This window comes from Ferrovibrio sp. (genome assembly GCF_964218355.1).
Lineage (GTDB): Bacteria > Pseudomonadota > Alphaproteobacteria > Ferrovibrionales > Ferrovibrionaceae > Ferrovibrio.
On the sequence record NZ_CAXPMC010000005.1, the window covers coordinates 105,510 to 128,996 of the forward strand.

Below are 23,487 nucleotides of genomic sequence, written 5' to 3' on the forward strand. Positions count from 1 at the left end.
TGGCCGGATGGCTCAGGCATTGCCTTCGCGCTGGGCGCGCTTGCGGGCCAGCTTGCGGGCGCGACGGATCGCCTCGGCCTTCTCGCGGGCGCGGCGCTCCGACGGCTTCTCGTAATGGCCGCGCAGCTTCATCTCGCGGAAGATGCCTTCACGCTGCATCTTCTTCTTCAGCGCCTTCAGGGCCTGGTCGACATTGTTATCGCGCACGAGGACTTGCACGTGGGTCCCATCCTTTCGGGTAGCAAAGAGAATCCGGTGCAGGGCGAAGCCCCGCCAAGTCGCGCCTTCTATCATGGCCCCCGGCCTTTGTGAAGCGGCTTGTTCACAAGTCGCCGGCAATAATCATTCATATTTGGCCGGTATTTGCGCAATTTACAGACAATCGCCGGAAGCTTGGCGCCGCGGGCCGGCTGGCCTAGTTTTGGGTCATGGCCATTCTGAAAATCGCCCGCATGGGGCATCCGGTGCTGGCCCGGCCGGCCGAGCCGGTGCCCGATCCGACCGCCCCGGACATCCATGCCCTGATCCGCGACATGGTGGACACCATGCTGGACGCGCCGGGGCAGGGGCTGGCGGCACCGCAGGTCCATGTGCCGCTGCGGGTCGCGGTTTTCCTGACCCCGCCCGACGGCGATCCGCCGCAGCGGGAACTGGTCACCCTGGTCAACCCGCGCTGGGAACCGGCCGGGACAGAGCAGGACATCGCCTGGGAGGGCTGCCTGTCGGTGCCCGGCCTGCGCGGGCTGGTGCCGCGCTATACCCGCATCCGCTACGAAGGTCTGCTGCCCGATGGCAGCCGGCTGGAGCGCATGGTCGAGGGCTGGCACGCCCGGGTGGTACAGCACGAACTGGACCATCTGGACGGCATCCTCTATCCCCAGCGCATGACCGATCTGAAGGACCTGGTATTCGAGAGCGAGCTGCGCCACCGTGCGCCGCTGCAGCCGGAGGAGCAGGAAGAATGAGCGACGACCATCTGCTGGCCGAGAAACGGGCCCTGCTCGAGGCATTGCTGGCCCATGTGCCTTTCGACGGCTGGACGGCACGGGCGCTGGCTGCAGCGGCGAAGGATTGCGGCCATGACGCCGGCCTGGTCGCGCGCGCCTTCCCGGAGGGTGCTGTCGACGCGCTGGATTTCTGGATTGCCGAGACCGATGCGGCGATGCTGCGTGCACTGGAAAGCCGCGACCTTGCCGGCATGAAAATCCGCGACCGGGTCAGGACCGCCGTGCTGCTGCGGCTGGAACTGGCCGCGGCCCATCGCGAGGCGGTGCGCCGGGCGCTGGCGCTGGAAGCCCTGCCGCAGCATGCGCCGCGTGCGCTGCGACAGGTTTACCGCACGGTCGATGCGATCTGGTATGCGGCAGGGGATACCGCCACCGATTTCAACTTCTACACCAAGCGGCTGCTGCTGGCCGGGGTCTATTCGACCACGCTGCTGCGCTGGCTGGACGACCGGTCGGAAGGCTTTGCCGCCACGGCGGCATTCCTCGACCGCCGGCTGGCCGACGTGATGCGCATCGAAAAGGCGAAGGGTCGGCTGGCGAAACTGGCCGGACGGCTGCCCGACCCGCTGCAGCGCCTGCGCCGGGCCTGAAAAGACAACGGGCCTGAAAAGAGAAGCCTGATCTGTCAGGCAGTCCGGAAATGGAGGCGGTGGTCAGACCGAGAGGCTGACCTGGCGGCCCGCATTCGACGCGCTCTGGCCCTGGTTGGCCGTGCCATTGGCGCTGTAGCTGAGGGCCGAGTTGCGCGGGGCCTCGGGCTGCTGGCCGCTGCCGGCCTCGCCGACATTGCTCTGCTGTTGCAGGAACTGGCTCAGCGTCTGCACGCCGCTGCTGCTGTCATTGGCGGCCGGCTGGCGGGTTTCGCGGGTCTGCTGGGCGGTCGAGGGCTGTGTGACCGCACCGGCGGTCTGCGTCTGCACGCCGCCCTGGCTCTGGCCGGGTTGCTGCGCGGCATCCTGCAGGAACTGCTGAATGCTCTGGCCGCCATTGTCGCGCTCCTGGGCGGCGCGCGGCTGGAACTGCTGCGCGGCGGCGGCATTGTAGGAACCGATACCATCAATCGGGGGCATGATCGCCACTCCAGACCGGCGGGTGCACATTTCTCGTGCAGGCCGGACAGGGCCGCCGCTCCTCGGCAGCCGGACGTCTGAAATCTTGCCGACTAATATAATACCCCGGCGGGCCGTCGCCAAGGGGGCCGCCAAGAGCGCCGCCGGGGGTGGCCCCGGCAGGCAGAAAGGGCATTCAGTCCAGTGATTTAGGCGCCGGCGCCTGCCCGGCGGGGTACAGCCGGTTGACATGGCCCATCTTGCGGCCGGGGCGGGCCTCGGCCTTGCCGTAGAGATGCAGCCGGGCATTCGGCTCGGCCAGCAGGGCCGGCCAGGCATCGATCTCGTCGCCGATCAGGTTCTCCATCACCGCATCGCAGAGCCGGTCCGGGCTGCCCAGCGGCAGGCCGCAGATCGCCCGGATATGCTGTTCGAACTGCGAGGTGACGGCGGCATCCATGGTCCAGTGGCCGGAATTATGCACCCGCGGCGCCATCTCGTTGACCAGCAGGCGGTCGCCGCAATCGAACAGCTCCACCGCCAGCACGCCCACATAATCCAGCCCGCCGGCCAGGGTGGCGGCGATGCGCTCGGCTTCCGCGGCCTGTTCGGGCGAGATCGCAGCGGGGGCATGGGTGCGCCACAGGATGTGATTGCGGTGGATATTCTCCACCGGTCCCCAGGAGCGGATGGTGCCGTCGGTGCCGCGGGCGAGCACGACGGAAAGCTCGCGGCGGAAGGCGACGAACCCCTCGGCGATCAGGGCATCGGATTTCAGTGCGGCAAGGGCGGGCGCGACGTCGTCGAGATGGCCGATCTTCGCCTGTCCCTTGCCGTCATAGCCCATGCGGCGGGTCTTCAGCACCAGCGGCAGGCCCATGGCCTCGGTCGCGGCGCAGAGATCCTCCGGATTGGCGACCGCCCGGTAGGGGGCGGTGGCGATGCCGCGGGCGGTGCAGAAATCCTTCTCGAACAGCCGGTCCTGGCTGATCCGCAGCGCTTCGGTGCCGGGCCGCACCGGCACCAGCCGGGCGATCGCGGCCACCGGATCGAAGGGGATGTTCTCGAATTCGTAGGTCACCACTGCGCAGCTCTTCGCAAAGGCGGTCATGGCGGCGGCATCGGTATAGTCGGCGCGGGTATGGCGGGCGGCCACCTCGGCGGCCGGCGGGTCGGCCTCGGGCGCGAGGATATGGCAGTGATAGCCGAGCCGCGCCGCCGCCATCGCCAGCATGCGGCCGAGCTGGCCGCCGCCGAGGATGCCGATGGTGCTGCCGGGCGGAATCGCGGTCATGGCTATTTGCCGCTTACCGGTCTGGCCTTGACCGACTTCGTCTGCTTCGCCCGCCAGGCCTGCAGGCGCTTCGACAGGGCCGGGTCGCCCAGCGCCAGGATCGCCGCCGCCAGCAGCGCGGCATTGATGGCGCCGGCCTTGCCGACCGCCAGCGTGCCGACCGGCACGCCGCCGGGCATCTGCTGGATCGACAGCAGCGAATCAAGGCCCTTCAGGGTGCGGCTCTCGACGGGCACGCCCAGCACCGGCAGATGCGTCATCGCCGCGGCCATGCCGGGCAGATGCGCGGCGCCGCCGGCACCGGCGATGATCACCTGCAGGCCGCGCTCTGCCGCGGTGGCGGCATAGTCGTACAGGCGCTGCGGCGTGCGGTGGGCCGAGACGATGCGATGTTCGGCCGGCACTTTCAGCGCCGCCAGGATATCGGCGGCATGCTGCATGGTCGCCCAGTCGGACTGGCTGCCCATGATGATGCCGACTGTCGGTCCCTTGCGCGGTGCCATGCTGCCCCCTGCTCGGCGTGGAAAGGCGCGGATTATAGGGAGCATCACCGGGGTGTAAAGCGGCGGGCGGCCGGGGTGGCGGGCGGGGCAAATCCATGATTTGTTAACGACATATGCGGCATGAAACGTGGACGATGCCGTAGAAGGGGGCAGTTGCGGCCCATGTCGAGAATCGAGGATCGCCGGCCGGTCGGGCTGGGGACGGGGGCAGCGCCGGTCGGTACGCCGGGCGCCGGCCTGCGTCCGGCCGCGCCCGCCGCTGCCGGGGCCGCCGCCTATGCGGCCCAGCCGGCGGCCGAGCCCGGTGCGACCGCGACGGTGATGGGCATCCCCGAGACGGAACTGACGCCGCGGGTGCGCGACGCGATCATGCGGCTGATGGGCGAGGTCGACCAGCTGCGCGGCGAACTGAACCGGACCCGCCACCGGCTGGCCGAACTGGAGCGGCTGGCCGACCGCGACACGCTGACGCCGCTGTATAACCGGCGGGCCTTCGTGCGCGAGCTGAGCCGTGCCATGGCCCATGTCGAGCGGTACAACCGGCCCTCGGCGCTGATCTATTTCGACCTGAACGGCCTCAAGGAAATCAACGACAGGCAGGGCCACGGCGCCGGCGATGCCGCCCTGATCCAGGTCGGCCAGATCCTGCTGGACAATACCCGCGAGAGCGACATCGTCGCGCGGCTGGGCGGCGACGAATACGGCGTGATCCTCAGCGAGACCGATGCCCAGGCCGGCCGCGAAAAGGCCGACCTGCTGGCCGAGGCGATCCGCCGCCGCCCGCTGCACTGGGAGGGCAAGGTGCTGCCACTGGATGCCGCCTATGGCGTCTATCCCCTGAAGCCGGGCGAGGATCCGGGCGCGGCCTTGGCGGCGGCCGACCAGATGATGTACAGCCACAAGCTGGCCCGCCGGGCGGGCCGCAGCGGCGCGGCGCGGAATTAATCGCCGCCGCACAACCGGCGCGTCCGGCCGGGCCCCGCAATTGGCCGGCCGAATCCGGTAACTACCTGCAATATAAAGACTTTCAGCGAGCGGCGTGGGCCAGTTCGGGCCAGCGCGCGCCAGTACGGGCCCATTGGGCGGCCGGCACGGGCCGGCGGGAGCCAGTCCGGGCCGGAAAAATCCCGCAGAATCCCGTCAGGGCCGGTTGCGGCCGGCCGTGGCGGCGGCGCCGTTCCCGGCAGGGTGGTGCAGATTCACGATGGGCGACAGCGATGATGCCATTATGAACATAAAGAGAACAAAAATCAAGCCGGCCCCGCACCGGCTGCCGCGCCGCTCCCGGGCTACTGCCCGGCCGGCCGCGGTGCCAGGTCCGGCGCGCCGGGATTGAGCGGGGCGGCGCAGGCGGTGCTGCCCGGTGCCATGGCGGAAGCGGTGCCGCGGGTGGCGCTGCGCGGCTGGCCGTGCCAGAGGCGGAACAGGGCCGTCGCCACGGTCAGCGCCTGGATGATCGCGAGGAAGGTGAACAGCCCGGCCGGGCCCGACTGCTCCACCGCCAGCGAGCCGAGCACCGGCCCGAGGGTGACGCCGGCGCCCAGCACCAGGGTCAGGGTGCCGCTGGCGGCGACGATCTGCCCCGGCTTCAGATAGTCGTTCATATGCGCCATGCAGATCGAATAGAGCGGCAGGGTCAGGCCGCCGATCAGCGTGATGCCGGCATACAGCAGCGGCAGGTCGGCGCGGTCGGCATGGTCGAAGGGCAGCAGCAGCAGGCAGACCGGGATTGCCAGCCCGGCGGCGCCGGTGATCACCAGCCGCCGGTCGACGCGGTCGGACAGCCGGCCGAGCGGAAACTGCATCAGCATGCCGCCAAGCGTGGCGCAGCCGATCAGCGCGCCGATCGCCCCGGCCTGCAGGCCCACGGCGCGGCCATAGAGCGCCAGCACCACGTAGATGGCGCCCTGGCTGACGCCGTTCAGGAAGGCGCCACTGAGGCCCATCGGCGACAGGCGGAAGAGTTCCGCCAGCGAAATCCATTCCGGCACCACGAAGGGCGGGCTGGCATCGGCCGAGATCAGGATCGGCACCAGCGACAGCGAGATCAGCACCGAGACCACGATCAGCAGCAGGATGCCTTCGGGGCTGGACAGGTTCAGCAGGCTCTGCCCGGCGGCAACACCGCCGGTCTGGATCACGAAATAGATCGACAGCAGGCTGCCGCGGTTCGCATTGGTGGCGCGGCCGTTCAGCCAGCTTTCCGCCACCACGTAGAGGCCGGCGAAGCAGAAGCCGGCCAGCATGCGCATGGCGCCCCAGCTCCACGGATCATGGGTCACCAGATGCAGCAGGGCCGCCGTGCTGGCGATCGATGCCAGTGCCGCGAAGACACGCACATGACCGACGCGCACCACCAGCCGCGGTGCGACGAGGCAGCCGGCCAGCGAGCCGAACGGATAGGCCGCCTGCACCAGGCCGATCACCGTCTCGCCGAAGCCGAGGCTGCCGGCGCGCAGGGTCAGCACCGTGCCGAGCAGGCCGTTGCTGACCATCAGGAAGATCATGCCGACAAACAGCGGCCAGGACGTGCGGATTGCGGCCCACATCGGAAAAGCTCCAGGTTTTGCGATGCGGGCAGGGTAAGGATCGCGGCCCGCCCGCGCAACCCATGCGGCTGCCGGGCCGGAAACCGCGCGGGCCGTCAGGCCGCGGCGATATAGCGCGAGGCCCAGGCGCTGAGCACGTCGGCGACATAAACCGCATCGGACTGGCGCGACAGCAGGTGATCGGCATCGTCCAGCGAGACAAAGCTTTTCGGATGTTTCGCCGCCTGGAAGATGGCCGCGGCATTCTCGACGCCCACCGTCAGGTCGCGTGGTGCATGAAAAACCAGCAGGGCCTTTTTCAGGTGCTCGACGCGCTGCTGCACATTCTGCTGTTCGAGGTCGTCGAGGAACTGCCTGCGGATGGTGAAGCTGCGGCCGGCCAGCCTGACCTCGGCCATGCCGGTTTCGCGGATCGCCGACAGGTCGGCCTGGAAATTATGCACCACATGGCCGGCATCGGCCGGTGCGCCGATGGTGGCAACGGCTTTCGCCTCCGGCACGTCGCCGGCTGCCGCCAGCACCGCGGCGCCGCCCAGGCTGTGGCCGATCAGGATGGCCGGCGCCTGATGGTCGCGGCGCAGGAAATCCACCGCCTGCAGCAGGTCGGCGACATTGGAGGAGAAGTTGGTGTTGGCGAATTCGCCCTCGCTCATGCCCAGTCCGGTGAAATCGAACCGCAGCACGGCGATGCCGCGTCCGGCCAGCGCACCGGCGATGCGGCTGGCGGCAAAGATGTCCTTCGAACAGGTGAAGCAATGGGCGAAGATGGCATAGGCGCGTGCGGGACTGTCGGGCAGGTCCAGTCTTGCGGCAAGCTGGCCGCCCTGGGACCCGGGGAATGTCACCTTCTCTGATCGCGCTGCCATGGGAGCCTCTGCTGCCGGGGGATCCGGCAGGCATTGTGGCCGGCTGCAGCCGGCAGAGTCCACCGCCGCAGATACGGCCGGCAGCGCGCGGAACAGAAACACCGCATCCGGACTGGGTTTTTCCGCACTGGGCTTTTCCGCACTGGGTTTTTCCGGGCGCAGCCCCATATTCCGGGCATGGCTGCGCTGCGCATACCGGCGACCCTGCGCCGCAAGCCGGGCCTTTGCGGGGCCGGCATGCGGCGGGCCGCCTGTGCCCTGCTGGTGGCCGCCGGCCTGCTGGCCGGTCTGTCCGCGCCGCCGCCGGCGGCCCGGGAAGGCGGTCGCAGCGCGATCCTGCTGCAGGTCGCCGATGCGATCGGCCCCGCCACGGCAGACTACATCATCCGCGGGCTGGAGACGGCGGCCGAACGCCGGGCGGCACTGGTGGTCCTGCGGCTGGACACCCCCGGCGGCCTCGACGGCTCGATGCGCGCGATCATCAAGGCGATCCTCGATTCCCCGGTTCCGGTGGTCACCTGGGTCAGCCCGTCCGGCGCCCGTGCGGCCAGTGCCGGCACCTATATCCTCTATGCCAGTCATGTCGCGGCGATGATGCCGGGCACCAATCTCGGGGCCGCGACGCCGGTGCAGCTGGGCGGCGGGCTGCCGTTCGGCGGTGGCGGCGAGAAACCGGGCGAAGGCGGCAAGGATGATGCCGCGGCGCCGAAGACCGCCATGGAAAAGAAAGTCGTCAATGATGCCACCGCCTATATCCGCGCCCTGGCCGAACTGCGCGGCCGCAATGCCGACTGGGCAGTGCAGGCGGTGCGCGAGGGCGCCAGCCTGCCGGCCCGCGAGGCGGTGGAAAAGGGCGTGGTCGATCTGGTTGCCGACAGTCTCGATGTCCTGCTGGCCGCGGTTGACGGCCGGGTGGTGAAGCTGCGCGGCGAAGATGCGGCCGTCGAGGCGCGGGGGCTGCAGGCGGTCGAGATCGATCCCGACTGGCGAACCCAGATGCTGGCAGTGATCACCAATCCGAATGTTGCCCTGATCCTGATGATGATCGGCATCTACGGCCTGATCTTCGAATTCATGAATCCGGGGGTTTTCTTTCCGGGCGTGATCGGCGCCATCTGCCTGCTGACCGGGCTGTATGCGCTGGCGGTGCTGCCGCTGAACTATGCCGGCGCCGCCCTGATGCTGCTGGGCCTCGCACTGATCGTCGGCGAGATCTTCACGCCCTCGGTGGGGACGCTGGGTATCGGCGGCGTGATCGCCTTTGCGCTGGGTGCGGCGATCCTGATCGATACGGACATGCCCGCCTTCGCGATCGACTGGCCTGTGATCGCCGCCGTCTCGCTGCTGGGTCTCGGCTTTGTCCTGGTGGTGATGCAGCTTGCCGTGCGGGCCCACCGGCGGCCGGTGGTGTCCGGCCCGGAAGAGATGCTGGGCGCCTCTGCCCGCGTGCTGGACTGGCAGGGTGCCGGCGGGCATGTGCTGGTGCATGGCGAACGCTGGCAGGCGGTGCCGGCCGATCCGGCCGCGCCGGGAAATGCCACGCTGCAGGCCGGCAGCGCGGTGCGGGTCGCGGCGCTTGACGGGCTGGTCCTGCGGGTGGTGCCGCTCGGGCCCGGGAAACCATAGGGAAGGAAGCCGTCATGTGGATGCAGCTGAGCTATTATGTGCCGGTCGTGGTGCTGGTCGTCATCTTCCTGGCGGCGGCAATCCGCATCCTGCGCGAATACGAACGCGGCGTGGTGTTCACGCTGGGCCGCTACACCGGGGTTTCCGGACCCGGCCTGATCATCCTGATCCCCTTCGTGCAGCAGATGGTGCGTATCGACCTGCGCACCATCGTGCTGGACGTTCCCAGCCAGGACATCATCACCCATGACAATGTCTCGGTGAATGTCAATGCGGTGCTGTATTTCCGCGTCGTCGAGCCCGAGAAGGCCGTCATCCAGGTTGCCGATTACCTGGCCGCCACCGGCCAGCTGGCACAGACGACGCTGCGCTCGGTACTCGGCAAGCACGATCTCGACGAATTGCTGGCCGAGCGTGACCGGCTGAACAACGACATCCAGGAAATTCTCGATACCCAGACCGACGCCTGGGGCATCAAGGTGGCCAATGTCGAGATCAAGCATGTCGATATCGACGAGAGCATGATCCGGGTGATTGCCCGCCAGGCCGAGGCCGAGCGCGAGCGGCGTGCCAAGGTGATCAATGCCGAGGGCGAATTGCAGGCGGCGCATAAGCTGCTGGAGGCGGCCGAGATCATGAGCGGCCGGCCGGAAGCGATGCAGCTGCGCTATCTCAGTACCCTGGCCAGCATCGGCACGCAGAACAACTCGACCATCGTGTTCCCGTTTCCGCTCGACATGGTCCGCAATCTGACGGATATGCTGGGCCGCAAGGGGCAGGGATAGGACATGGCGGCAGACGGTGACTATGTCGATTACGTGCTGGACTGCATGGCCGGGCTCGGCCCGGTGCGGGCGGTGCGGTTTTTCTCCGGCACCGGGCTGGTGCTGGACGGCGTGCAGTTCGCCATGATCACCAAATCCGGCCGGCTGTTCCTCGTGGTCGACGATGCGACGCGGCCGCGCTATCAGGCTGCCGGCATGGAGCCTTTCTGGTATACCCGCCGGACCGGCCGCCGCGAGGTGCAGCGCTGGTATGAACTGCCGGAGGACGTGCTGCTGGACGCCGACGAATTGCGGCGCTGGGCTGGCGACGCGATCCGCATCGCCGCCGCCACGAAAAAGCCGAAGCGCGTCGCACAGAAGCCGGCCGCAAAGAAGCCGGCGGCGAAGAAAGCAGTCGGCAAGCAAACTGCCGGAAAGAAAAAGGCCGCGCCGGCACGCAGCCCGGAACGCAGCCCGGAACGCAGACAGGGCGCCCGTCGGCGCCCTGTCGCATCGTGATCCCGTTGTTGTTCAGATTTCGGTATCGGTGTCGTGCCGCATCAGGTGGTAACAGGCGAACAGGGGCAGGCCGCTGAGGAAGGCGGCAATCTGCACGGCCAGCATTTCATCGAGATGCAGCAGGCTGACCAGGTTGTCGGCGACGACGAAGAACTGCAGTACGGCCAGAATGATGAAAAAGGCGATGCCGGGGAAAGGCATGGTGAATCTCCTGGTATGAATGGCGGGAAAATGGACACGAATAGGTGACCAGGAGGGTAGCGGCCGGCATCGCCGCAGCGCGACCGACAAGGCTGTGACGGCTGTGACGATGCTGTGACCCGGCCGGGAACGGCCGGGGAATTGGCGGAAAAGGCGCGGAGCCGTGGCCGGCTCAGCCCCGGCGGCCGGCCGGCCGCGACTTTGCGTAGCGGGCCTCGATGGCAGCGAACAGGGCGCGCAGGCCGGTTGCCTCGGCACCGGCCGGGCGGCCGGGGCGTGCCTTCGGGTTCCACGCAAACATGTCGAGATGTGCCCAGGCCTTCGTCTTCTCGACGAATTCCTGCAGGAACAGGGCCGCGGTGATCGAGCCGGCAAACGGCGTGTCGGCCGAATTGCTGATATCGGCCACCTTGCCCTCGATATACTCGCGGTAGGGCCTGTGCAGCGGCATGCGCCACAGCGGGTCGGCGGCGGCGAGGCCGGCCGCGAGCAGGGCCTGTGCCATGGTGTCGTCGCTGCTGTACAGCGCCGGCAGGTCGGGGCCGATGGCGACGCGGGCGGCGCCGGTCAGGGTGGCGCAGTCGATCAGCCAGTCGGGTTTCTCGCGGTCGGCCTCGGCCAGCGCATCGGCCAGCACCAGCCGGCCTTCCGCGTCGGTGTTGCCGATCTCCACGGTCAGGCCCTTGCGGCTGGTCAGCACGTCGCCCGGCCGCATGGCATTGCCCGACACGCTGTTCTCGACGGCGGCGACCAGCACCCGCAGCCGCACCGGCAGCTTCAGCGCCATGATCGCGGCGGCCAGCCCCAGCACCACGGCGGCCCCGCCCATGTCCTTCTTCATCAGCAGCATGCCGGCCGAGGGCTTGAGATCGAGGCCGCCGGTATCGAAGCAGACGCCCTTGCCGACCAGGGTCAGCTTCGGATGCTTCGGATTGCCCCAGGTGATGTCGATCAGCCGCGGCAGGCGCACCGAGGCGCGGCCGACGGCGTGGATCATCGGGTAATTCTGCTCCAGCAGGTCGTCGCCGATGATGCAGGCGAAGCTGCCGCCGCCGAGCAGGGCGACGGCGCGGGCGGCTTCCGCCAGCTCGGCCGGGCCCATATCGGCGGCCGGGGTGTTGACCAGGTCGCGCGCCAGCACGATGCCGTCATACAGGGCGACCACGCGGGCGCGATCCGCCTTCGCCGGCCAGACCAGGCGGGCCCTGCCCCTGCGGCCGGCGGCCGGCTTCTTGTAGCGGTCGAAGCGGTAGGCGGCCAGCGTCCAGCCCAGCGCGGCATCGTCGGCGGCCAGCTGGTTCATTTTCCGGGTATCGGCCAGCCGGTATTCGCCCTCGGGCAGGGCCTGGGCAATGGCGGCCCAGGACCACAGGTCGGGCGTCTCGGCGATGCCGGCCAGCACGCGGGCGGGCCGGCCGCTGCGCCCGTCGGGCAGCACCAGCACCTCGCCGGGCTTCGCCGTGAAGCCCTGGGCGGCCGCCCATTGCCGGACCGCCGGCTTTTCGCGGCCCTGGCGCGCCGGCCATTGCCGGGCGGTGCAGGTCTCGACCGGTATGGCGTCGGATGTCCTGGCGGTGAGGGTGGCAGTCACGGCGATCCTCTTGCGGCGGTTGTCCGGGCGGTTTCCCGGCTGGGCGCGGTTATGTCTCTCGTTTATAAGGGGTGCGGCCTCGCCTTGAAACAGACGGAGACGGATTGTGGCCTCCCTTGTGATCGTTATCGGCAACCGGAACTACTCGAGCTGGAGCCTGCGGCCCTGGCTGGCGCTGAAAGCCGCCGGCGCGGATTTCGAAGAGGTGGTGGTCGGCCTGCGCCAGCCGGAAACCAAGGCGAAGATTCTCGCCCATTCGCCGGCCGGCAAGGTGCCGGTGCTCAAGCATGGCGACCTGCTGGTCTGGGAAAGCCTCGCCATCTGCGAATATCTGGCCGAGGTGTTTCCGCAGGCCGAGCTGTGGCCGGCAGACATGCGCGCCCGCGCGGTGGCCCGCGCGGTGGCCACCGAGATGCATGCCGGCTTTGCCGGCCTGCGCCGCGACCTGCCGATGGACATCCACGGCAAAAGCGAAGTGGCGCGGCAGCCGGGCGAGGAGGCAAAGGCCGATATCGCCCGCGTGCAGCAGATCTGGCAGGATTGCCGCGGCCGGTTCGGCGGCGGCGATGACGGCGGCCCCTTCCTGTTCGGCCGCTTCAGCATCGCCGACTGCATGTATGCGCCGGTCGCCACCCGTTTCCGCAGCTACGGCGTGGCGCTGGATGCGGTTTCGGCCGCCTATGTTGATGCGGTCTATGCGCATCCGGCCATGCAGGACTGGATCGCCGCGGCAAAGGGCGAGGCACCGCTGCCGGAGAACTGAGCCGGCAGCAGGACCGGCGGTTCCCCCACCGGCGGACTCAGGTGATCAGCTTCATTTCGCGGTAGAAGCGCTCGGCGCCCGCATGCAGCGGCGTCGAGAGGCCGAGCACGGCGGTGCCCAGCCGGATGCGCTGGGCGGTGGCGACGCCGGAATCGAGGATCCTGCGGTTCTGCGGATGCCACAGGGCGCGCACGATCTCGTAGGCCAGGCCCTCGTCGAGGCTGTCGGCCACCACCCACTGCATGCCGATGCTGACCGTCTCGATCTCGCCGACATCGGTATAGGTGCCCAGCGGGATCACGTCGCGGCTGAAAAAGCGGTGGCGGCGCAGGGCGCCGTCGATCTGCTTGCCGGCCAGCGGCACCAGGTCGGCGATCCGGCGGGCGGTCAGGTCGGCCACGGTCGGCGCCGGCTGGCCGGAGATCAGGAAGAAGGCGTCCAGCTCGTCACTGGCCATCAGTTCGGCGGCCTCGCCGGGATCGACCTCCAGCAGCCTGACCTGGTTCAGCCGCACGCCATAGGCGGCGAGGATGATCTCGGCATTGAAGCGGGTGCCGGAGCCGGCCCGGTCCATCGAGACCCGCTTGCCGATCAGGTCGCGCAGATCGGCGATGCCGCTGCCGCGGCGCACCACCAGGTGCACGGTCTCGGGATAGAGGTTGGCGATCACCCGCAGGTTGGGCTGTTTGGCACGGCGGAAATAGACGCCCTCGCCGTTATAGGCCGAGGCGATCAGGTCGGCCTGGGCGAAGCCGGATTCGATGCTGCCATTGGCCACCGCCGCGATATTGGCGACCGAACCGGGGCTGGTCAGGGCCACGGCGATCAGTCCCGGCACCCCGCAGGAGCCGCCGCGGGCGCAGGGCCGGCTGCCGGGCGGATTGGAGATGCTGGCGGCGATCAGGGTGCCGACCGGGAAGGCGGTGGTATGGGCCGAGCCGGTGAGGATGCGGAAGAAGCTGCCGCCGCCGGGCGCCTCGTTGCCGGCCGCCGGATTCTCCGCACCCGCCTGCGCGGTCTGGGCCAGGGCGCTGCCGCCGGTCAGGCCGCCTGTCACACCGGCCGGCAGGCCGGCGGCCAGGCCGGCCACCAGCGAACGGGACAGGAAATCGCGGCGGCGCATGCACCGGTTATACGCCGGGCGGCCGGCCGCGGCCAGCCCGCGGCGACGGTCGGCAGGAGATCAGGCCGCTTCCGGGCCGCCGGGGCCGGGCAGGTCGGGCGGCAGGCCGGGCCGGTCGTATTTCAGCTTGGCCGCCAGCACCGCGGCGGTCAGGCCGAGCGTCACCGCATTGGCGGCGATCAGGCCGGGCGAGTCGATCAGCAGGCCGTAGACCAGCCACAGCGCGATGCCGATATTCATCAGCAGGAAGGTGCCGAGCGAAATGTCGCGGGTGGAGCGGCTGAGCCAGACCTTCACCGCCTGCGGCACATAGGCCAGCGTGGTGAGGGCACCGGCGATCATGCCGACGAGTTCGACGACATCACTGGAAAGCACGGAGTCCGACATGGCGTCGCACCGGAAGCAGGAGTGCTGGGCGGGCGGGGAGGCGCCCGGCGTCAGACCCGCGCGATGAAGGCGTTCTGCAGCCTGGCGATTGTACTACGGAGCCCGGCATCGTCATAGGGCTTTGGCGGCAGCTTGCCCCAGATCGGCCCCGGCCAGGCCGGGTCGTCGCGGAAGCGGGCGGCGACATGGACATGCAGCTGTGGCACGATGTTGCCAAGGGCGCCGACATTCAGCTTGTGCGGCTGGAAGACATGGGACAGTACCCGTTCGGCCTGGGCGATCTCGTTGATCAGCAGCTTGCGCTGCTTCTCGTTTAGCTCGGCAATCTCGGTGACGTTGTCGACGGCGGGAACCAGGATCAGCCAGGGATACTGGGAATCGTTCATCAGCTGCACGAGGCAGAGTTTCATGCGGCACACCGCAAGGGTGTCGCGACGCAACTGGTCGTGCAGAGTGAACATCGAATTTGTCTCGCTTTCCCTGTCCCGATCGGATATCGGATCGCGCAGATAAACCAATCATCGAGGGCTTGTCCATGGCTGCTTCATCGTTGCCCGCTCTGCGCGTGAAACCGCGCGAGGAGCGCCGTGTTAAGGGTGGCCATCCCTGGATATATTCCAATGAACTTCTGCTCGACCCTGCGGCGAAAGCTTTGCCGCCCGGTGCGCTGGTGCGTCTGTTCGATGCGCATGGCGGCGGGCTTGGCATTGCAAGCTTCAATCCGCATTCGCTGATTGCAGCGCGCCTGTGGACAGAAGATACCGGGGCGAGCATCGATGCTGCATTTCTCGCCGCCCGGCTGCGAAAGGCACTGGCATTGCGCGAGCGGTTTTTCGCCGCACCCTACTATCGTCTAGTGCATGCCGAAGCCGACGGCCTGCCGGGCTTTGTCGTCGACCGTTTCGACGATGTGCTGGTGGTGCAGGCGAACACCGCCGGTGCCGAACAGCTGACGCCGCTGCTGCTGCAGGCATTGCAGGATGTGCTGCAGCCGCGCGCCGTGGTTTTGCGCAACGACACGCCGGTGCGGCGGCTGGAGGGGCTCGACGAGGAGATCCGTCTGGCCGCCGGCAGCCTCGAACCGCAGCCCCATGTCGAGGAGGGCGGCCTGCGCTTCGCCCTCGACCTGCTGGAAGGACAGAAGACCGGCTGGTATTTCGATCTGGCCGCCGCCCGTGCGCAGGTGGCGGCGCTGGCGCCAGGACAGGACGTGCTCGACTGCTACTGCCATACCGGCGCCTTTGCGCTCAATGCGGCGAAGGCCGGCGCGAAATCCGTGCATGGCATCGACCGGTCGGAGTCCGGCGTGGCGCTTGCCACGCAGGCGGCGAAGGCGAACGGCCTCGATCGCATCGCGCGCTTCGAGAAGGCCGACGGTTTCGAGGCGCTGGACAGGCTGGGCAGCGCGGGCACGCGGTTCGGCGTGGTGATCACCGATCCGCCCAACTTCGTCAAAAGCCGCAAGGATCTCGGTGCCGGCAGCCGGGCCTACCGCAAGCTGGCGAAACTGGCGGCGCCGCTGGTGAAGCCGGGCGGCTTCTGGTTCGTCGCCTGCTGCGCCCATCTGCTGCCGGGCGAGCTGTTCGCGAAGGAAGTTGCCATCGGTCTCGGCCAATCCGGCCGTGCGGGCCGCATCGTGTTGTCGGGCGGTGCCGGACCGGACCATCCGGTGCATCCGCATGTACCCGAGAGCGCCTATCTGAAATGGCAGGTGCTGCAGCTCGACTGAGCCTGGCCGTCCGGCGCCCTAGCGAAGGTCGGCGGCGACAGTCCTGACCAGGCCGCGCATCCACTGCCCTGCGGCATCGCGGGCCAGCCGGGTGGCCGTGCGCAGCAGCAGCCGGTCGGTTCCCGGGTCCACCGGCGCCTCGGCAATGACAAGATCGAGCCGTTCGGACATCGACCGGGCAAGGCGGCGCGGCACGAAAGCGATCAGGTCCGTGCGGGCGGCGATGCGGATGGCAAGCAGGTAGGTGGGCACGGTCAGGCCGATCTGCCGCTCCAGCCCGACCGCGCGCAGCCAGCTTTCGCTGACATCCTCTGCCTCGCCCGTTCCGACAATGGCGATATGGCGCTGGCCGCAGAAACCGGCCTTCGTCGAAAGCTTCCGCCGCGCGGGATGCCCGGCGCGGGCGACGACGACATCGCCATCCTCGTACAGCGGCTCGTCGGCGAAGCCCGGAAAATCCCGGGCCACCGAGGTGATGTGGAAGTCGAGCGCCAGCAGGTCCCGCGCCGTCAGCAGATCGGGGCCGCGCCAGGGCATGAAGGTCATCTGCACAGATGGTGCCTGCCGGGCAGCCGCAGCCACCAGCGGCGGCCCGAGCAGGTCGCAGACGAGATCGGGCATCATGAAGGTGAAGGTGCGGCGGCTGGTGGCGGGGTCGAAGCCGGTATCCCGCAGCAGGGCGCGGGTGTTTTCCAGGAGCGCGGCAAGCGGTTGCCGCAGGCCCTCGGCTTTCGGCGTCAGCACCATCGCGGCCCCGACGCGCACCAGCAGCGGATCGCCGAGCAGGGCCCGCAGCCGCGCCAGTGCGTGGCTGGTGGCCGGCTGCGACAGGCCCACGCGCTGGCCGGCGCGCTGGACATGGCTTTCGGCCAGCAGCGCATCGAGCACGACCAGCAGGTTCAGATCGATGGCAGATAAATTCGTTTCCTGCATGATATCAATATCATCAATCGATTGGACGAATGATTACCCTGTCCCTTTACTGGGGCCACCGCAACCGATTTCCGGGAGGCCCGCATGGGTGCCGTCGAAAACAGGGAAACCGTCCGCCGCATCTATGCCGCCATGGCGCAGGGCGACCTCACGGCCTTTGGTGGGGCCGTGCATCCGGACTATGTCTGGCGACTGGCCGGTCATGCGAGCTGGTCACAGCGTTTCGAGGGGCAGGAGGCGGTCCGCAGCCGGTTGCTGAAACCGCTCTTTGCCCTGTTCGCCACCCAGTACAGGGCGCAGGCGGTCAATATCGTTGCGGAGGGCGATTTCGTCGTCGCGGAGGTTCGCGGCGATGTCATGACCCGGCGCGGCGACCGCTACAACAACGAATACTGCCTGGTGTTCCGGTTCCGTGGCGACCGGATTGCCGAACTGGTCGAGTATTGCGACACCGACCTGATCGAGCGTGTGCTCGGCCCCTATGATACAGCGGTGGCGCCGGGCTGACTGCGGCCCGGGCTAGCGCCGGTTCTGCGCCCTGAACCACGGCTCCAGCCGCCGGATCGCCTCGTCGATCACCGCTGCATCCATGCAGAAGGAGAGGCGGATGAAGCGATGGCCCTGCGCGGTGTCGAAGTCGACGCCAGGGGCTGCCACCACGCCGGTTTCATCCAGCATGCGGCGGCAGAAGGCAACGCTGTCGTCGGTGAAGCCGCCCACATCGGCATAAAGATAGAAGGCGCCATCCGGCGGTGCGAAGTTGTCGATGCCGAACCGCGGCAATGCCGCCAGCAGGGCATCGCGGTTGCGCGCATAGGCCGCGACGCGGGCACGCATCTCGTCGTCGCAGTCCAGTGCGGCAATGGCGGCGATCTGCGACAGGGTCGGCGCCGAGATCTGCAGGCTGCCGGTCAGCGCCTCGACGCGCTGCACCAGCCGGTCGGGCAATGCCAGCCAGCCGATGCGCCAGCCGGTCATGCCCCAGTATTTGGAAAAACCGTTGATGACGATCACATCGTCGCCGGCAGCAAGAGCCGTGGCGGCGGGGCGACCATAGCCGACGCCGTGATACAGCTCGTCGACGATCAGCCACAGGCCGCGCCGCCGGCAGGCTGCGACAATGCCGTGCAGGTCCGCAGCATCCAGCATCGTGCCGGTCGGGTTGGCCGGGCTGGCGATCACCAGGCCGGCCACCTGCGCCGGCAGTGCGTCGATCATCGCCGGCGTCACCCTGTAGCCGGTGCTGGCATCGGTGCCGAGCCGGTGGGGCACAAGATTCACGGCCTTCAGCGCGCCGCGATAGGCCGGATAGCTCGGCTCGGCCACCGCCACCGTCTGGCCTGCCTCGAAAGCGGCCATGAAGGCGAGCATGAAGCCCGAGGAGGTGCCGGTGGTCACCGCGATCCGCCGTGCCGGAATGTCGAGTTCGTGGCGCTGGCGGTAGAGCTGCGCGATCCCCTCGCGCAGGCGCGTCATCCCCAGGGCCTCGGTATAGCCGATGGTGCGGCCGTCGCTCAGCGCGCGGATCGCGGCCTCGGCGGCTCTTGCCGGCGGCGGCAGGGTCGGTTCGCCCACCAGCAGGCTGACCACCTCGCCGCCGGCTTTCACGCGGGCATTCACCGCCTTGTAGATTTCCCACATGCGGTAGATTTCGACATCGCTGCGCGGCGAGGGCTGCGGAGACAGGAGGGGCTGGCGGTCGGTCAGGTCGGACATGGGCAGCTCGGCGGCGCTTACTCGGCGGAGAAGGTGACGGCCTCGATCCGGTAACCGTCGGGATCGCAGACGAAGGCGGCATAATAGCCGGGCGAATATTGCGGGCGAATGCCAGGGCCGCCGTCATCCTCGCCGCCATGGCTGATCGCGAGGGCGTGGAAGGCCTGCACGGCGTCGCGGTTCTCGGCATGGAAGCAGATATGGCAGCCGGATTGCGGGTTGCGCGGCGCCGGGCTGTCGGTCGGGTTGAGCCAGAACTGCGCCCGTTTGCCGGCGCCGTAGCCGGCGCCATGGTCGCCGTCATACAGCCGGGTGATCCCCAGCGGTTTCAGTGCCGCATCGTAGAAGGCCGTGCTGCGGGCCAGATCGCGCACGCCGATGGAAATATGGTCGAGCATGACTAACCTCCTTGAGGGTTACAAGGCAGATTAGCCCGCCCGGCGCCGGCTGTCGAATGCTCCGTTGGCCAGCGCCACGCCAAGGCTGACGGCGACGATGCCTGTCCAGGTGGCCGGCTCCGGCCATTCGCCCAGCAGGGGGATGGCCAGCAGGGCGGTCAGGGCCGGGGTCAGGGCGCCGAAGGCGGCGGCCGGCGCCGCGCCCAGCCGGCGCACGGCAAATCCATAGGCCGCCATGCTGAGCAGGCCCGAGGCGACCGACTGGAACAGCTGGATGCCGACCTCGAAAGCGGGCGCAGCCATCAGCCGGCCGGCGCCGCCGCCCAGCAGATAGACCGGTGCGTAGAGCAGGCAGGACGTGACATAGACCACGGCCGCCGCCTGCCAGACGCCCAGCCCGCTCTTTTTCATGGCGATGGTGTAGCAGGCCCACATGGCGCCGGCGGCCACGAACATCAGGTCGCCGCGCCAGGTGCTACCGCCGTCATGCAGGACCTGCCAGCCGCCGACCGCGGCGGCGCCGGCCAGCATCAGCAGGGTGCCGAGGCGACGCGCCGGCGTGAACCGCTCGCCCAGCACCAGCACCGCCAGCAGGGCGGCGAAGATCGGCATGCAGCCCGGCATCAGCGCGCCGGCATGGGCGGCCGGGGCGAAGACCATGCCGCCGCTGCTGGTGAGCAGGAAGGGCAGGCCGGCTCCGGCCACCAGCACCGCCAGCAGCAGCGGGAAATGCGGCCGGCCGGCAGCGGCAGGCGGGTGCCGGACCAGCACCGGCAGCAGCAGCAGGGCCGGCAGCAGCAGGCGCAGGAACACCACGTCCCACAGGGTCAGGCTGCCGGTGACGCCGAAACGGGTGGCAACCAGGCCGGCCGCCCACAGCAGCACCGTGAACAGGGCGGCGGCGGCCCCGGCCAGGCGGGCCGGCTCGGGGCGGATTGCGGGGGCGGCTAGGCTGCAGTCGGTGGTCATGGTCCGTCTTTCCGTGCGCGACATCGGGTATTCCAGCGGGTCGGAGCTTGCCCCGGATGCTCCTGGCATGTCCTTGCTATTTCCGCCCAATATGGGAGTATCCTGGCAATAACCGGGCATGGATAGTTCCATTTAAGGCACAATATGCCAAATTCCCCGCTGGATGCTTTCGACCATAAAATTCTCGCGGCCCTGCAGCGCGACGGCCGGCTGAGCAATGTCGACCTTGCCGCGGCGGTCGGCCTGTCGCCCTCGCCCTGCCTGCGCCGGGTGCGGCGGCTGGAGCAGGAGGGGTATATCCGCGGCTACCGCGCGGTGCTGGACCGGCGGAAGGCTGGTCTCGGCCTGACCGTCTATGTCGACATCAAGGTCGAGAAGCATTCGACCGAGAATGCAGCGATGCACCAGCGCCTGCTGGAGGCGATCCCGGAGGTGGTGGCGGCGCATATGGTGTCCGGCGAGGCGGATTTCGTGGCAGAAGTAGTGGTGCCTGACCTCGCCGCCTACGAAACGCTGCTGACCGAGCGGCTGCTCAGCCTGCCGATGGTCAAGGATGTGCGCTCGAATTTCGTCATCCGTCCGGTCAAGACCGACGGCCCGCTGCCGCTTGGCCACCTGGAAGCCCCGTAGCGCTGCCGCGGCAAGGTAACCTGCCGTCCTCTCGACTCTATTCGGGCCTGCCCGTATAGTCCGCCGGTCGCCGCAAAGCCGCCATATTGCCTGTCTAGAACCTGCCGCCAGAAATGCCCTTCGGGGGATCAGGGCCGGCCGGCCGGATCGGACAGGATCAGCGGCAGCGGCCGGAATTTCGCAGCCATCTTTCGCCAAGGGCAGCCATGCGCTACTCGGGACTGTTTGTCCTCTTTCTCATCGCCGTGATCAATCTCGGCGGCTGGGCCTACCTGAACCGTCCGGTCGAGCCGCGGCCCTGGGGCCAGGTGATCAACGGCGTCGACTATTCGCCGTTCCGCGGCGACCAGGATCCGCGCGGCCAGCGTTTCCCGAGTGCCGAGGATATCGAAAGCGACATGCAGCTGCTGGCCGGCCAGGTCAAGCAGATCCGCACCTACTCGACGCTGGACGGCCAGGGCGAGATCGCGCGCATCGCCGACCGCTACGGCCTTGAAGTGCTGCAGGGCAGCTGGATCGACGGCCGGCTGGAACGCAACGAGCAGGAAATCGCCAATCTGGTACGCATCGCCAAGGAGCAGGATAACGTGCGCCGCGTGCTGGTCGGCAACGAAACCATCCTGCGCGCCGACATACCGATCCAGGATCTGATCCAGTATATCCGCCGCGTGCGCACCGAACTGAGCGGCAAGCATGTCGAGGTTTCGACGGCGGAAACCTGGGATGTCTGGCTGCGCTATCCGCAGCTGGGCAAGGAAGTCGATTTCATCTCGATCCACCTGCTGCCCTACTGGGAAGGCCAGTCGCCGGACAATGCGGTCGACTACGCGATCAGCCGCTACCAGCAGGTCAAGGATGCCTTTCCGACCAAGAAGGTGGTGATCACCGAGGTCGGCTGGCCATCGGAAGGCCGCATCCGCCGCGACGCGGTGCCGAGCCCGACCACCCAGGCCGGCTTCCTGCGCGGTTTCCTCAACATCGCCAACCAGCGCGGTCTCGACTATTTCATCCAGGAAGCCTTCGACCAGCCGTGGAAGCGCAATATCGAAGGATCGGTCGGCGCCTACTGGGGCGTCTACACCGCCGACCGCACGCCGAAATTTCCCATGGTCGGCCCGGTCAACGACCGGCCGCACTGGCCGCAGCTGGCCGCCGCCAGTATCCTCCTCGCCCTGCCGCTGATGGCGTGGTTCCTGGCCCGCTGGGCGGAGCTGCGGTTTTTCGGCCGCTTTTTCTTCGGCGCCCTGATCCAGCTGGTGACCACGGCGCTGGTGATGGTGATCGATTCCGGCCTGCGCACCTATATGAGCCCGGGCATCGCCCTGATGTGGGCGATGCTGCTGCCGCTGCTGCTGCTGCTGTTCATGGTGGTGCTGGCCGAGGGGCTCGAACTGTCGGAGGTGATCTGGGCCAGCCGTCGCAAGCGGCAGTTCCTGCCATTCCCGGCCGATGTCGACCGCACCTGGCCGAAAGTCTCGATCCACGTGCCGGCCTATAACGAGCCGCCGGAGATGCTGAAGCGGACCCTGGATGCGCTGGCGCGGCTGGATTATCCGAATTTCGAAGTCCTGGTGATCGACAACAATACCCGGGATGAAAAGGTCTGGCGTCCGGTCGAGGAATACTGCGCCACGCTGGGCGAGCGCTTCCGCTTCTTCCACGTTGCACCGCTGAAGGGCTTCAAGGCCGGCGCGCTCAATTTCGCCCTGCGCAACACGGCGCCGGATGCCGAGATCGTCGGCGTGATCGACGCCGATTATCTGATCGAGCCGGACTGGCTGAAATCGCTGGTGCCGTATTTCGACCGGGCCGATATCGGCTTCGTGCAGGCGCCGCAGGACCATTACGACTGGCCGGGCGACACCTTCAAGGAATTCATCAACTGGGAATATGCCGGCTTCTTCCAGATCGGCATGGTCCAGCGCAACGAGCGCGATGCCATCATCCAGCACGGCACCATGACGCTGGTGCGCCGCGCCGCCATCGAGCATGTCGGCCCCTGGGCGGAATGGTGCATCTGCGAGGATGCCGAGATGGGCCTGCGGCTGCTGGCCGGCGGCTGGCACTCGGTCTATACCGACCGCCGCTATGGCTACGGCCTGACCCCGGACAGTTTCTCCGGCTACAAGAGCCAGCGTTTCCGCTGGGCATATGGCGCCGTGCAGATCATCAAGCGGCACTGGCGCGACATGCTGCCGGGCGACGAGCGCAAGCTCGATCCGATGCAGCGCTACCACTTCATCACCGGCTGGATGCCGTGGTTTGCCGACGCGCTCGGCCTGATCTTCGCGATCGCCTCGCTGGCCTGGACCGTGGGCGTGCTGGTGCTGCCGAAATATTTCGAGCTGCCGCTGGCGCTGTTCCTGCTGCCGGTGGTGGCCGTGTTCGGCGCCAAGCTGGCGCAGTTCCTGTGGCTCTACAAGATCCGCGTCCCCTGCAGCTTCCGCCAGCGCATGGGCGCCGGCCTGGCCGGGCTGGCGCTGACCTACACCATCGCCAAGGCGATGCTGTACGGCCTGTTCACCTCGAAGCTGCCGTTCATCCGCACGCCCAAGCATGAGGACCAGGCCGCCTTCGTGCAGGCGCTGATCATGGCGCAGGAGGAAACGCTGCTGGCGATCCTGCTGCTGCTGGCCGGCATCGGCATGTGGAATTTCCAGGGCGGCGAAGACCCGGAAGCGCGGCTGTGGGCCATCGTGATGTGGGCACAGTCGGTGCCTTACTGGGCCTCGTTGGTGCTGGCGGCAATCAGCACGGCGCCGAAAGGGCCGGGGACGCCGTCGGGCGCGCCGGCCGCGATGCCGAAACCGGCCCCGGCCCCGCAGCAGGGCGGTGCCGTTCCGCAACAGGGCGGTGCCGGCCAGTAGCGC

The 23,487-nt window shown here is 68.3% G+C and carries 26 protein-coding genes; 11 read left to right on the forward strand and 15 right to left on the reverse strand.

What is annotated here, in order from left to right:
* Window positions 1-12 precede the first annotated feature (12 nt).
* Window positions 13-219, reverse strand: coding sequence for a 30S ribosomal protein S21 (gene rpsU, locus ACEQZY_RS01965; RefSeq protein ID WP_341702207.1), 207 nt, complete (start codon window positions 217-219; stop codon window positions 13-15).
* Between the two features lie 209 nt (window positions 220-428).
* Between rpsU and def the strand changes: the two genes are divergently transcribed.
* Both def and ACEQZY_RS01975 read left to right on the forward strand, forming a co-directional pair.
* Window positions 429-965, forward strand: a complete 537-nt coding sequence (gene def / locus ACEQZY_RS01970) for a peptide deformylase (protein ID WP_341702206.1) — start codon at window positions 429-431, stop codon at window positions 963-965.
* Window positions 962-1,597 carry a COQ9 family protein gene (locus ACEQZY_RS01975; RefSeq protein WP_341702205.1) on the forward strand — a complete coding sequence of 212 codons (636 nt, stop codon included), beginning with the start codon at window positions 962-964 and terminating at the stop codon, window positions 1,595-1,597. Before def ends, ACEQZY_RS01975 begins: the two co-directional genes overlap by 4 nt.
* Window positions 1,598-1,660: 63 nt before the next feature.
* Here the strand turns inward: ACEQZY_RS01975 and ACEQZY_RS01980 are convergent, their stop codons facing one another.
* The 3 genes from ACEQZY_RS01980 to purE all read right to left on the reverse strand — a co-directional run bounded on the left by ACEQZY_RS01980 (window position 1,661) and on the right by purE (window position 3,853).
* Window positions 1,661-2,077 (reverse strand): hypothetical protein, encoded by a 417-nt coding sequence (locus tag ACEQZY_RS01980; RefSeq protein ID WP_341702204.1) that lies wholly within the window; start codon window positions 2,075-2,077, stop codon window positions 1,661-1,663.
* A gap of 175 nt (window positions 2,078-2,252) precedes the next feature.
* Window positions 2,253-3,350 (reverse strand): 5-(carboxyamino)imidazole ribonucleotide synthase, encoded by a 1,098-nt coding sequence (locus tag ACEQZY_RS01985; protein WP_370151916.1) that lies wholly within the window; start codon window positions 3,348-3,350, stop codon window positions 2,253-2,255.
* A 2-nt stretch (window positions 3,351-3,352) separates the two neighbouring features.
* Window positions 3,353-3,853, reverse strand: a complete 501-nt coding sequence (purE, locus tag ACEQZY_RS01990; RefSeq protein WP_341702202.1) for a 5-(carboxyamino)imidazole ribonucleotide mutase — start codon at window positions 3,851-3,853, stop codon at window positions 3,353-3,355.
* A gap of 162 nt (window positions 3,854-4,015) precedes the next feature.
* On the opposite strand from purE, the gene ACEQZY_RS01995 reads away from it, so the two are divergent.
* Window positions 4,016-4,798, forward strand: coding sequence for a GGDEF domain-containing protein (locus tag ACEQZY_RS01995; RefSeq protein ID WP_370151918.1), 783 nt, complete (start codon window positions 4,016-4,018; stop codon window positions 4,796-4,798).
* Window positions 4,799-5,142: 344 nt separating this feature from the next.
* Here ACEQZY_RS01995 and ACEQZY_RS02000 read toward each other — a convergent pair whose 3' ends face one another.
* Together ACEQZY_RS02000 and ACEQZY_RS02005 are read right to left on the reverse strand one after the other, a co-directional pair.
* Entirely contained in the window at window positions 5,143-6,402 is a 1,260-nt protein-coding gene (locus ACEQZY_RS02000) for an MFS transporter (RefSeq protein ID WP_370151920.1), read from the reverse strand.
* A gap of 95 nt (window positions 6,403-6,497) precedes the next feature.
* On the reverse strand, window positions 6,498-7,268 hold the full coding sequence (locus ACEQZY_RS02005) for an alpha/beta fold hydrolase (RefSeq protein ID WP_341705626.1): 771 nt from the start codon (window positions 7,266-7,268) through the stop codon (window positions 6,498-6,500).
* Window positions 7,269-7,445: 177 nt separating this feature from the next.
* On the opposite strand from ACEQZY_RS02005, the gene ACEQZY_RS02010 reads away from it, so the two are divergent.
* From ACEQZY_RS02010 to ACEQZY_RS02020, 3 genes are read left to right on the forward strand one after another with little or no spacing between them, the layout of a single operon-like run.
* The gene (locus tag ACEQZY_RS02010) at window positions 7,446-8,894 is read left to right on the forward strand and encodes a nodulation protein NfeD (RefSeq protein ID WP_370151923.1); all 1,449 of its coding nucleotides are present in this window, start codon (window positions 7,446-7,448) and stop codon (window positions 8,892-8,894) included.
* Window positions 8,895-8,908: 14 nt separating this feature from the next.
* Window positions 8,909-9,679 carry a slipin family protein gene (locus ACEQZY_RS02015; protein ID WP_341705467.1) on the forward strand — a complete coding sequence of 257 codons (771 nt, stop codon included), beginning with the start codon at window positions 8,909-8,911 and terminating at the stop codon, window positions 9,677-9,679.
* Window positions 9,680-9,682: 3 nt separating this feature from the next.
* Window positions 9,683-10,177, forward strand: a complete 495-nt coding sequence (locus ACEQZY_RS02020) for a TfoX/Sxy family protein (protein ID WP_341705466.1) — start codon at window positions 9,683-9,685, stop codon at window positions 10,175-10,177.
* Window positions 10,178-10,189: 12 nt separating this feature from the next.
* Here ACEQZY_RS02020 and ACEQZY_RS02025 read toward each other — a convergent pair whose 3' ends face one another.
* Both ACEQZY_RS02025 and ACEQZY_RS02030 read right to left on the reverse strand, forming a co-directional pair.
* On the reverse strand, window positions 10,190-10,378 hold the full coding sequence (locus tag ACEQZY_RS02025) for a hypothetical protein (RefSeq protein ID WP_341705465.1): 189 nt from the start codon (window positions 10,376-10,378) through the stop codon (window positions 10,190-10,192).
* A 172-nt stretch (window positions 10,379-10,550) separates the two neighbouring features.
* Entirely contained in the window at window positions 10,551-11,969 is a 1,419-nt protein-coding gene (locus ACEQZY_RS02030; protein WP_370151926.1) for a M17 family metallopeptidase, read from the reverse strand.
* Window positions 11,970-12,075: 106 nt separating this feature from the next.
* Between ACEQZY_RS02030 and ACEQZY_RS02035 the strand changes: the two genes are divergently transcribed.
* On the forward strand, window positions 12,076-12,732 hold the full coding sequence (locus ACEQZY_RS02035; protein ID WP_341705821.1) for a glutathione S-transferase family protein: 657 nt from the start codon (window positions 12,076-12,078) through the stop codon (window positions 12,730-12,732).
* A 37-nt stretch (window positions 12,733-12,769) separates the two neighbouring features.
* Here the strand turns inward: ACEQZY_RS02035 and ACEQZY_RS02040 are convergent, their stop codons facing one another.
* From ACEQZY_RS02040 to ACEQZY_RS02050, 3 genes are read right to left on the reverse strand one after another with little or no spacing between them, the layout of a single operon-like run.
* A complete protein-coding gene (locus ACEQZY_RS02040; RefSeq protein WP_370151928.1) occupies window positions 12,770-13,855 on the reverse strand; it encodes a TAXI family TRAP transporter solute-binding subunit in 1,086 nt (361 codons plus the stop codon).
* Window positions 13,856-13,915: 60 nt separating this feature from the next.
* On the reverse strand, window positions 13,916-14,242 hold the full coding sequence (locus ACEQZY_RS02045) for a SemiSWEET transporter (protein ID WP_341703058.1): 327 nt from the start codon (window positions 14,240-14,242) through the stop codon (window positions 13,916-13,918).
* A 50-nt stretch (window positions 14,243-14,292) separates the two neighbouring features.
* Window positions 14,293-14,703: an HIT family protein gene (locus ACEQZY_RS02050; RefSeq protein ID WP_341703057.1), complete on the reverse strand. Its 411-nt coding sequence runs from the start codon at window positions 14,701-14,703 to the stop codon at window positions 14,293-14,295.
* A gap of 74 nt (window positions 14,704-14,777) precedes the next feature.
* Here ACEQZY_RS02050 and ACEQZY_RS02055 point away from each other — a divergent pair, with 74 nt between their 5' ends.
* Complete coding sequence (locus ACEQZY_RS02055) at window positions 14,778-15,971, forward strand: class I SAM-dependent rRNA methyltransferase (RefSeq protein ID WP_370151929.1); 1,194 nt, start codon at window positions 14,778-14,780, stop codon at window positions 15,969-15,971.
* 18 nt (window positions 15,972-15,989) lie between these two features.
* Here ACEQZY_RS02055 and ACEQZY_RS02060 read toward each other — a convergent pair whose 3' ends face one another.
* Entirely contained in the window at window positions 15,990-16,904 is a 915-nt protein-coding gene (locus ACEQZY_RS02060) for a LysR family transcriptional regulator (RefSeq protein WP_370151931.1), read from the reverse strand.
* An 84-nt stretch (window positions 16,905-16,988) separates the two neighbouring features.
* Here ACEQZY_RS02060 and ACEQZY_RS02065 point away from each other — a divergent pair, with 84 nt between their 5' ends.
* Window positions 16,989-17,411 carry a nuclear transport factor 2 family protein gene (locus tag ACEQZY_RS02065; protein WP_341703054.1) on the forward strand — a complete coding sequence of 141 codons (423 nt, stop codon included), beginning with the start codon at window positions 16,989-16,991 and terminating at the stop codon, window positions 17,409-17,411.
* Window positions 17,412-17,423: 12 nt separating this feature from the next.
* Here the strand turns inward: ACEQZY_RS02065 and ACEQZY_RS02070 are convergent, their stop codons facing one another.
* From ACEQZY_RS02070 to ACEQZY_RS02080, 3 genes are read right to left on the reverse strand one after another with little or no spacing between them, the layout of a single operon-like run.
* Window positions 17,424-18,620: a pyridoxal phosphate-dependent aminotransferase gene (locus ACEQZY_RS02070; protein WP_370151933.1), complete on the reverse strand. Its 1,197-nt coding sequence runs from the start codon at window positions 18,618-18,620 to the stop codon at window positions 17,424-17,426.
* Window positions 18,621-18,637: 17 nt separating this feature from the next.
* Window positions 18,638-19,018, reverse strand: a complete 381-nt coding sequence (locus ACEQZY_RS02075; RefSeq protein ID WP_341703052.1) for a VOC family protein — start codon at window positions 19,016-19,018, stop codon at window positions 18,638-18,640.
* Between the two features lie 30 nt (window positions 19,019-19,048).
* Window positions 19,049-19,987 carry a DMT family transporter gene (locus ACEQZY_RS02080; protein WP_370151936.1) on the reverse strand — a complete coding sequence of 313 codons (939 nt, stop codon included), beginning with the start codon at window positions 19,985-19,987 and terminating at the stop codon, window positions 19,049-19,051.
* Window positions 19,988-20,131: 144 nt separating this feature from the next.
* Here ACEQZY_RS02080 and ACEQZY_RS02085 point away from each other — a divergent pair, with 144 nt between their 5' ends.
* Together ACEQZY_RS02085 and ACEQZY_RS02090 are read left to right on the forward strand one after the other, a co-directional pair.
* The gene (locus tag ACEQZY_RS02085; protein ID WP_341703050.1) at window positions 20,132-20,617 is read left to right on the forward strand and encodes an Lrp/AsnC family transcriptional regulator; all 486 of its coding nucleotides are present in this window, start codon (window positions 20,132-20,134) and stop codon (window positions 20,615-20,617) included.
* A 206-nt stretch (window positions 20,618-20,823) separates the two neighbouring features.
* The gene (locus ACEQZY_RS02090) at window positions 20,824-23,484 is read left to right on the forward strand and encodes a glycosyltransferase (protein WP_341703049.1); all 2,661 of its coding nucleotides are present in this window, start codon (window positions 20,824-20,826) and stop codon (window positions 23,482-23,484) included.
* Window positions 23,485-23,487: the final 3 nt, after the last annotated feature.

Excerpts from the sequence above, each read along its gene's own strand:
- ACEQZY_RS01980 (WP_341702204.1), bottom strand. The coding sequence starts at position 2,077 with ATGCCCCCGATTGATGGTATCGGTTCCTACAATGCCGCCGCCGCGCAG.
- ACEQZY_RS02040 (WP_370151928.1), bottom strand. The coding sequence starts at position 13,855 with ATGCGCCGCCGCGATTTCCTGTCCCGTTCGCTGGTGGCCGGCCTGGCC.
- ACEQZY_RS02015 (WP_341705467.1), top strand. The coding sequence starts at position 8,909 with ATGTGGATGCAGCTGAGCTATTATGTGCCGGTCGTGGTGCTGGTCGTC.
- ACEQZY_RS01995 (WP_370151918.1), top strand. The coding sequence starts at position 4,016 with ATGTCGAGAATCGAGGATCGCCGGCCGGTCGGGCTGGGGACGGGGGCA.
- ACEQZY_RS01975 (WP_341702205.1), top strand. The coding sequence starts at position 962 with ATGAGCGACGACCATCTGCTGGCCGAGAAACGGGCCCTGCTCGAGGCA.
- def (WP_341702206.1), top strand. The coding sequence starts at position 429 with ATGGCCATTCTGAAAATCGCCCGCATGGGGCATCCGGTGCTGGCCCGG.
- ACEQZY_RS02085 (WP_341703050.1), top strand. The coding sequence starts at position 20,132 with ATGCCAAATTCCCCGCTGGATGCTTTCGACCATAAAATTCTCGCGGCC.
- ACEQZY_RS02005 (WP_341705626.1), bottom strand. The coding sequence starts at position 7,268 with ATGGCAGCGCGATCAGAGAAGGTGACATTCCCCGGGTCCCAGGGCGGC.
- ACEQZY_RS02025 (WP_341705465.1), bottom strand. The coding sequence starts at position 10,378 with ATGCCTTTCCCCGGCATCGCCTTTTTCATCATTCTGGCCGTACTGCAG.
- ACEQZY_RS02070 (WP_370151933.1), bottom strand. The coding sequence starts at position 18,620 with ATGTCCGACCTGACCGACCGCCAGCCCCTCCTGTCTCCGCAGCCCTCG.
- ACEQZY_RS02000 (WP_370151920.1), bottom strand. The coding sequence starts at position 6,402 with ATGTGGGCCGCAATCCGCACGTCCTGGCCGCTGTTTGTCGGCATGATC.
- purE (WP_341702202.1), bottom strand. The coding sequence starts at position 3,853 with ATGGCACCGCGCAAGGGACCGACAGTCGGCATCATCATGGGCAGCCAG.
- ACEQZY_RS02060 (WP_370151931.1), bottom strand. The coding sequence starts at position 16,904 with ATGCAGGAAACGAATTTATCTGCCATCGATCTGAACCTGCTGGTCGTG.
- ACEQZY_RS02065 (WP_341703054.1), top strand. The coding sequence starts at position 16,989 with ATGGGTGCCGTCGAAAACAGGGAAACCGTCCGCCGCATCTATGCCGCC.
- ACEQZY_RS02010 (WP_370151923.1), top strand. The coding sequence starts at position 7,446 with ATGGCTGCGCTGCGCATACCGGCGACCCTGCGCCGCAAGCCGGGCCTT.
- ACEQZY_RS02055 (WP_370151929.1), top strand. The coding sequence starts at position 14,778 with ATGGCTGCTTCATCGTTGCCCGCTCTGCGCGTGAAACCGCGCGAGGAG.
- ACEQZY_RS02045 (WP_341703058.1), bottom strand. The coding sequence starts at position 14,242 with ATGTCGGACTCCGTGCTTTCCAGTGATGTCGTCGAACTCGTCGGCATG.
- ACEQZY_RS02050 (WP_341703057.1), bottom strand. The coding sequence starts at position 14,703 with ATGTTCACTCTGCACGACCAGTTGCGTCGCGACACCCTTGCGGTGTGC.
- ACEQZY_RS02020 (WP_341705466.1), top strand. The coding sequence starts at position 9,683 with ATGGCGGCAGACGGTGACTATGTCGATTACGTGCTGGACTGCATGGCC.
- ACEQZY_RS01985 (WP_370151916.1), bottom strand. The coding sequence starts at position 3,350 with ATGACCGCGATTCCGCCCGGCAGCACCATCGGCATCCTCGGCGGCGGC.
- ACEQZY_RS02080 (WP_370151936.1), bottom strand. The coding sequence starts at position 19,987 with ATGACCACCGACTGCAGCCTAGCCGCCCCCGCAATCCGCCCCGAGCCG.
- ACEQZY_RS02075 (WP_341703052.1), bottom strand. The coding sequence starts at position 19,018 with ATGCTCGACCATATTTCCATCGGCGTGCGCGATCTGGCCCGCAGCACG.
- ACEQZY_RS02090 (WP_341703049.1), top strand. The coding sequence starts at position 20,824 with ATGCGCTACTCGGGACTGTTTGTCCTCTTTCTCATCGCCGTGATCAAT.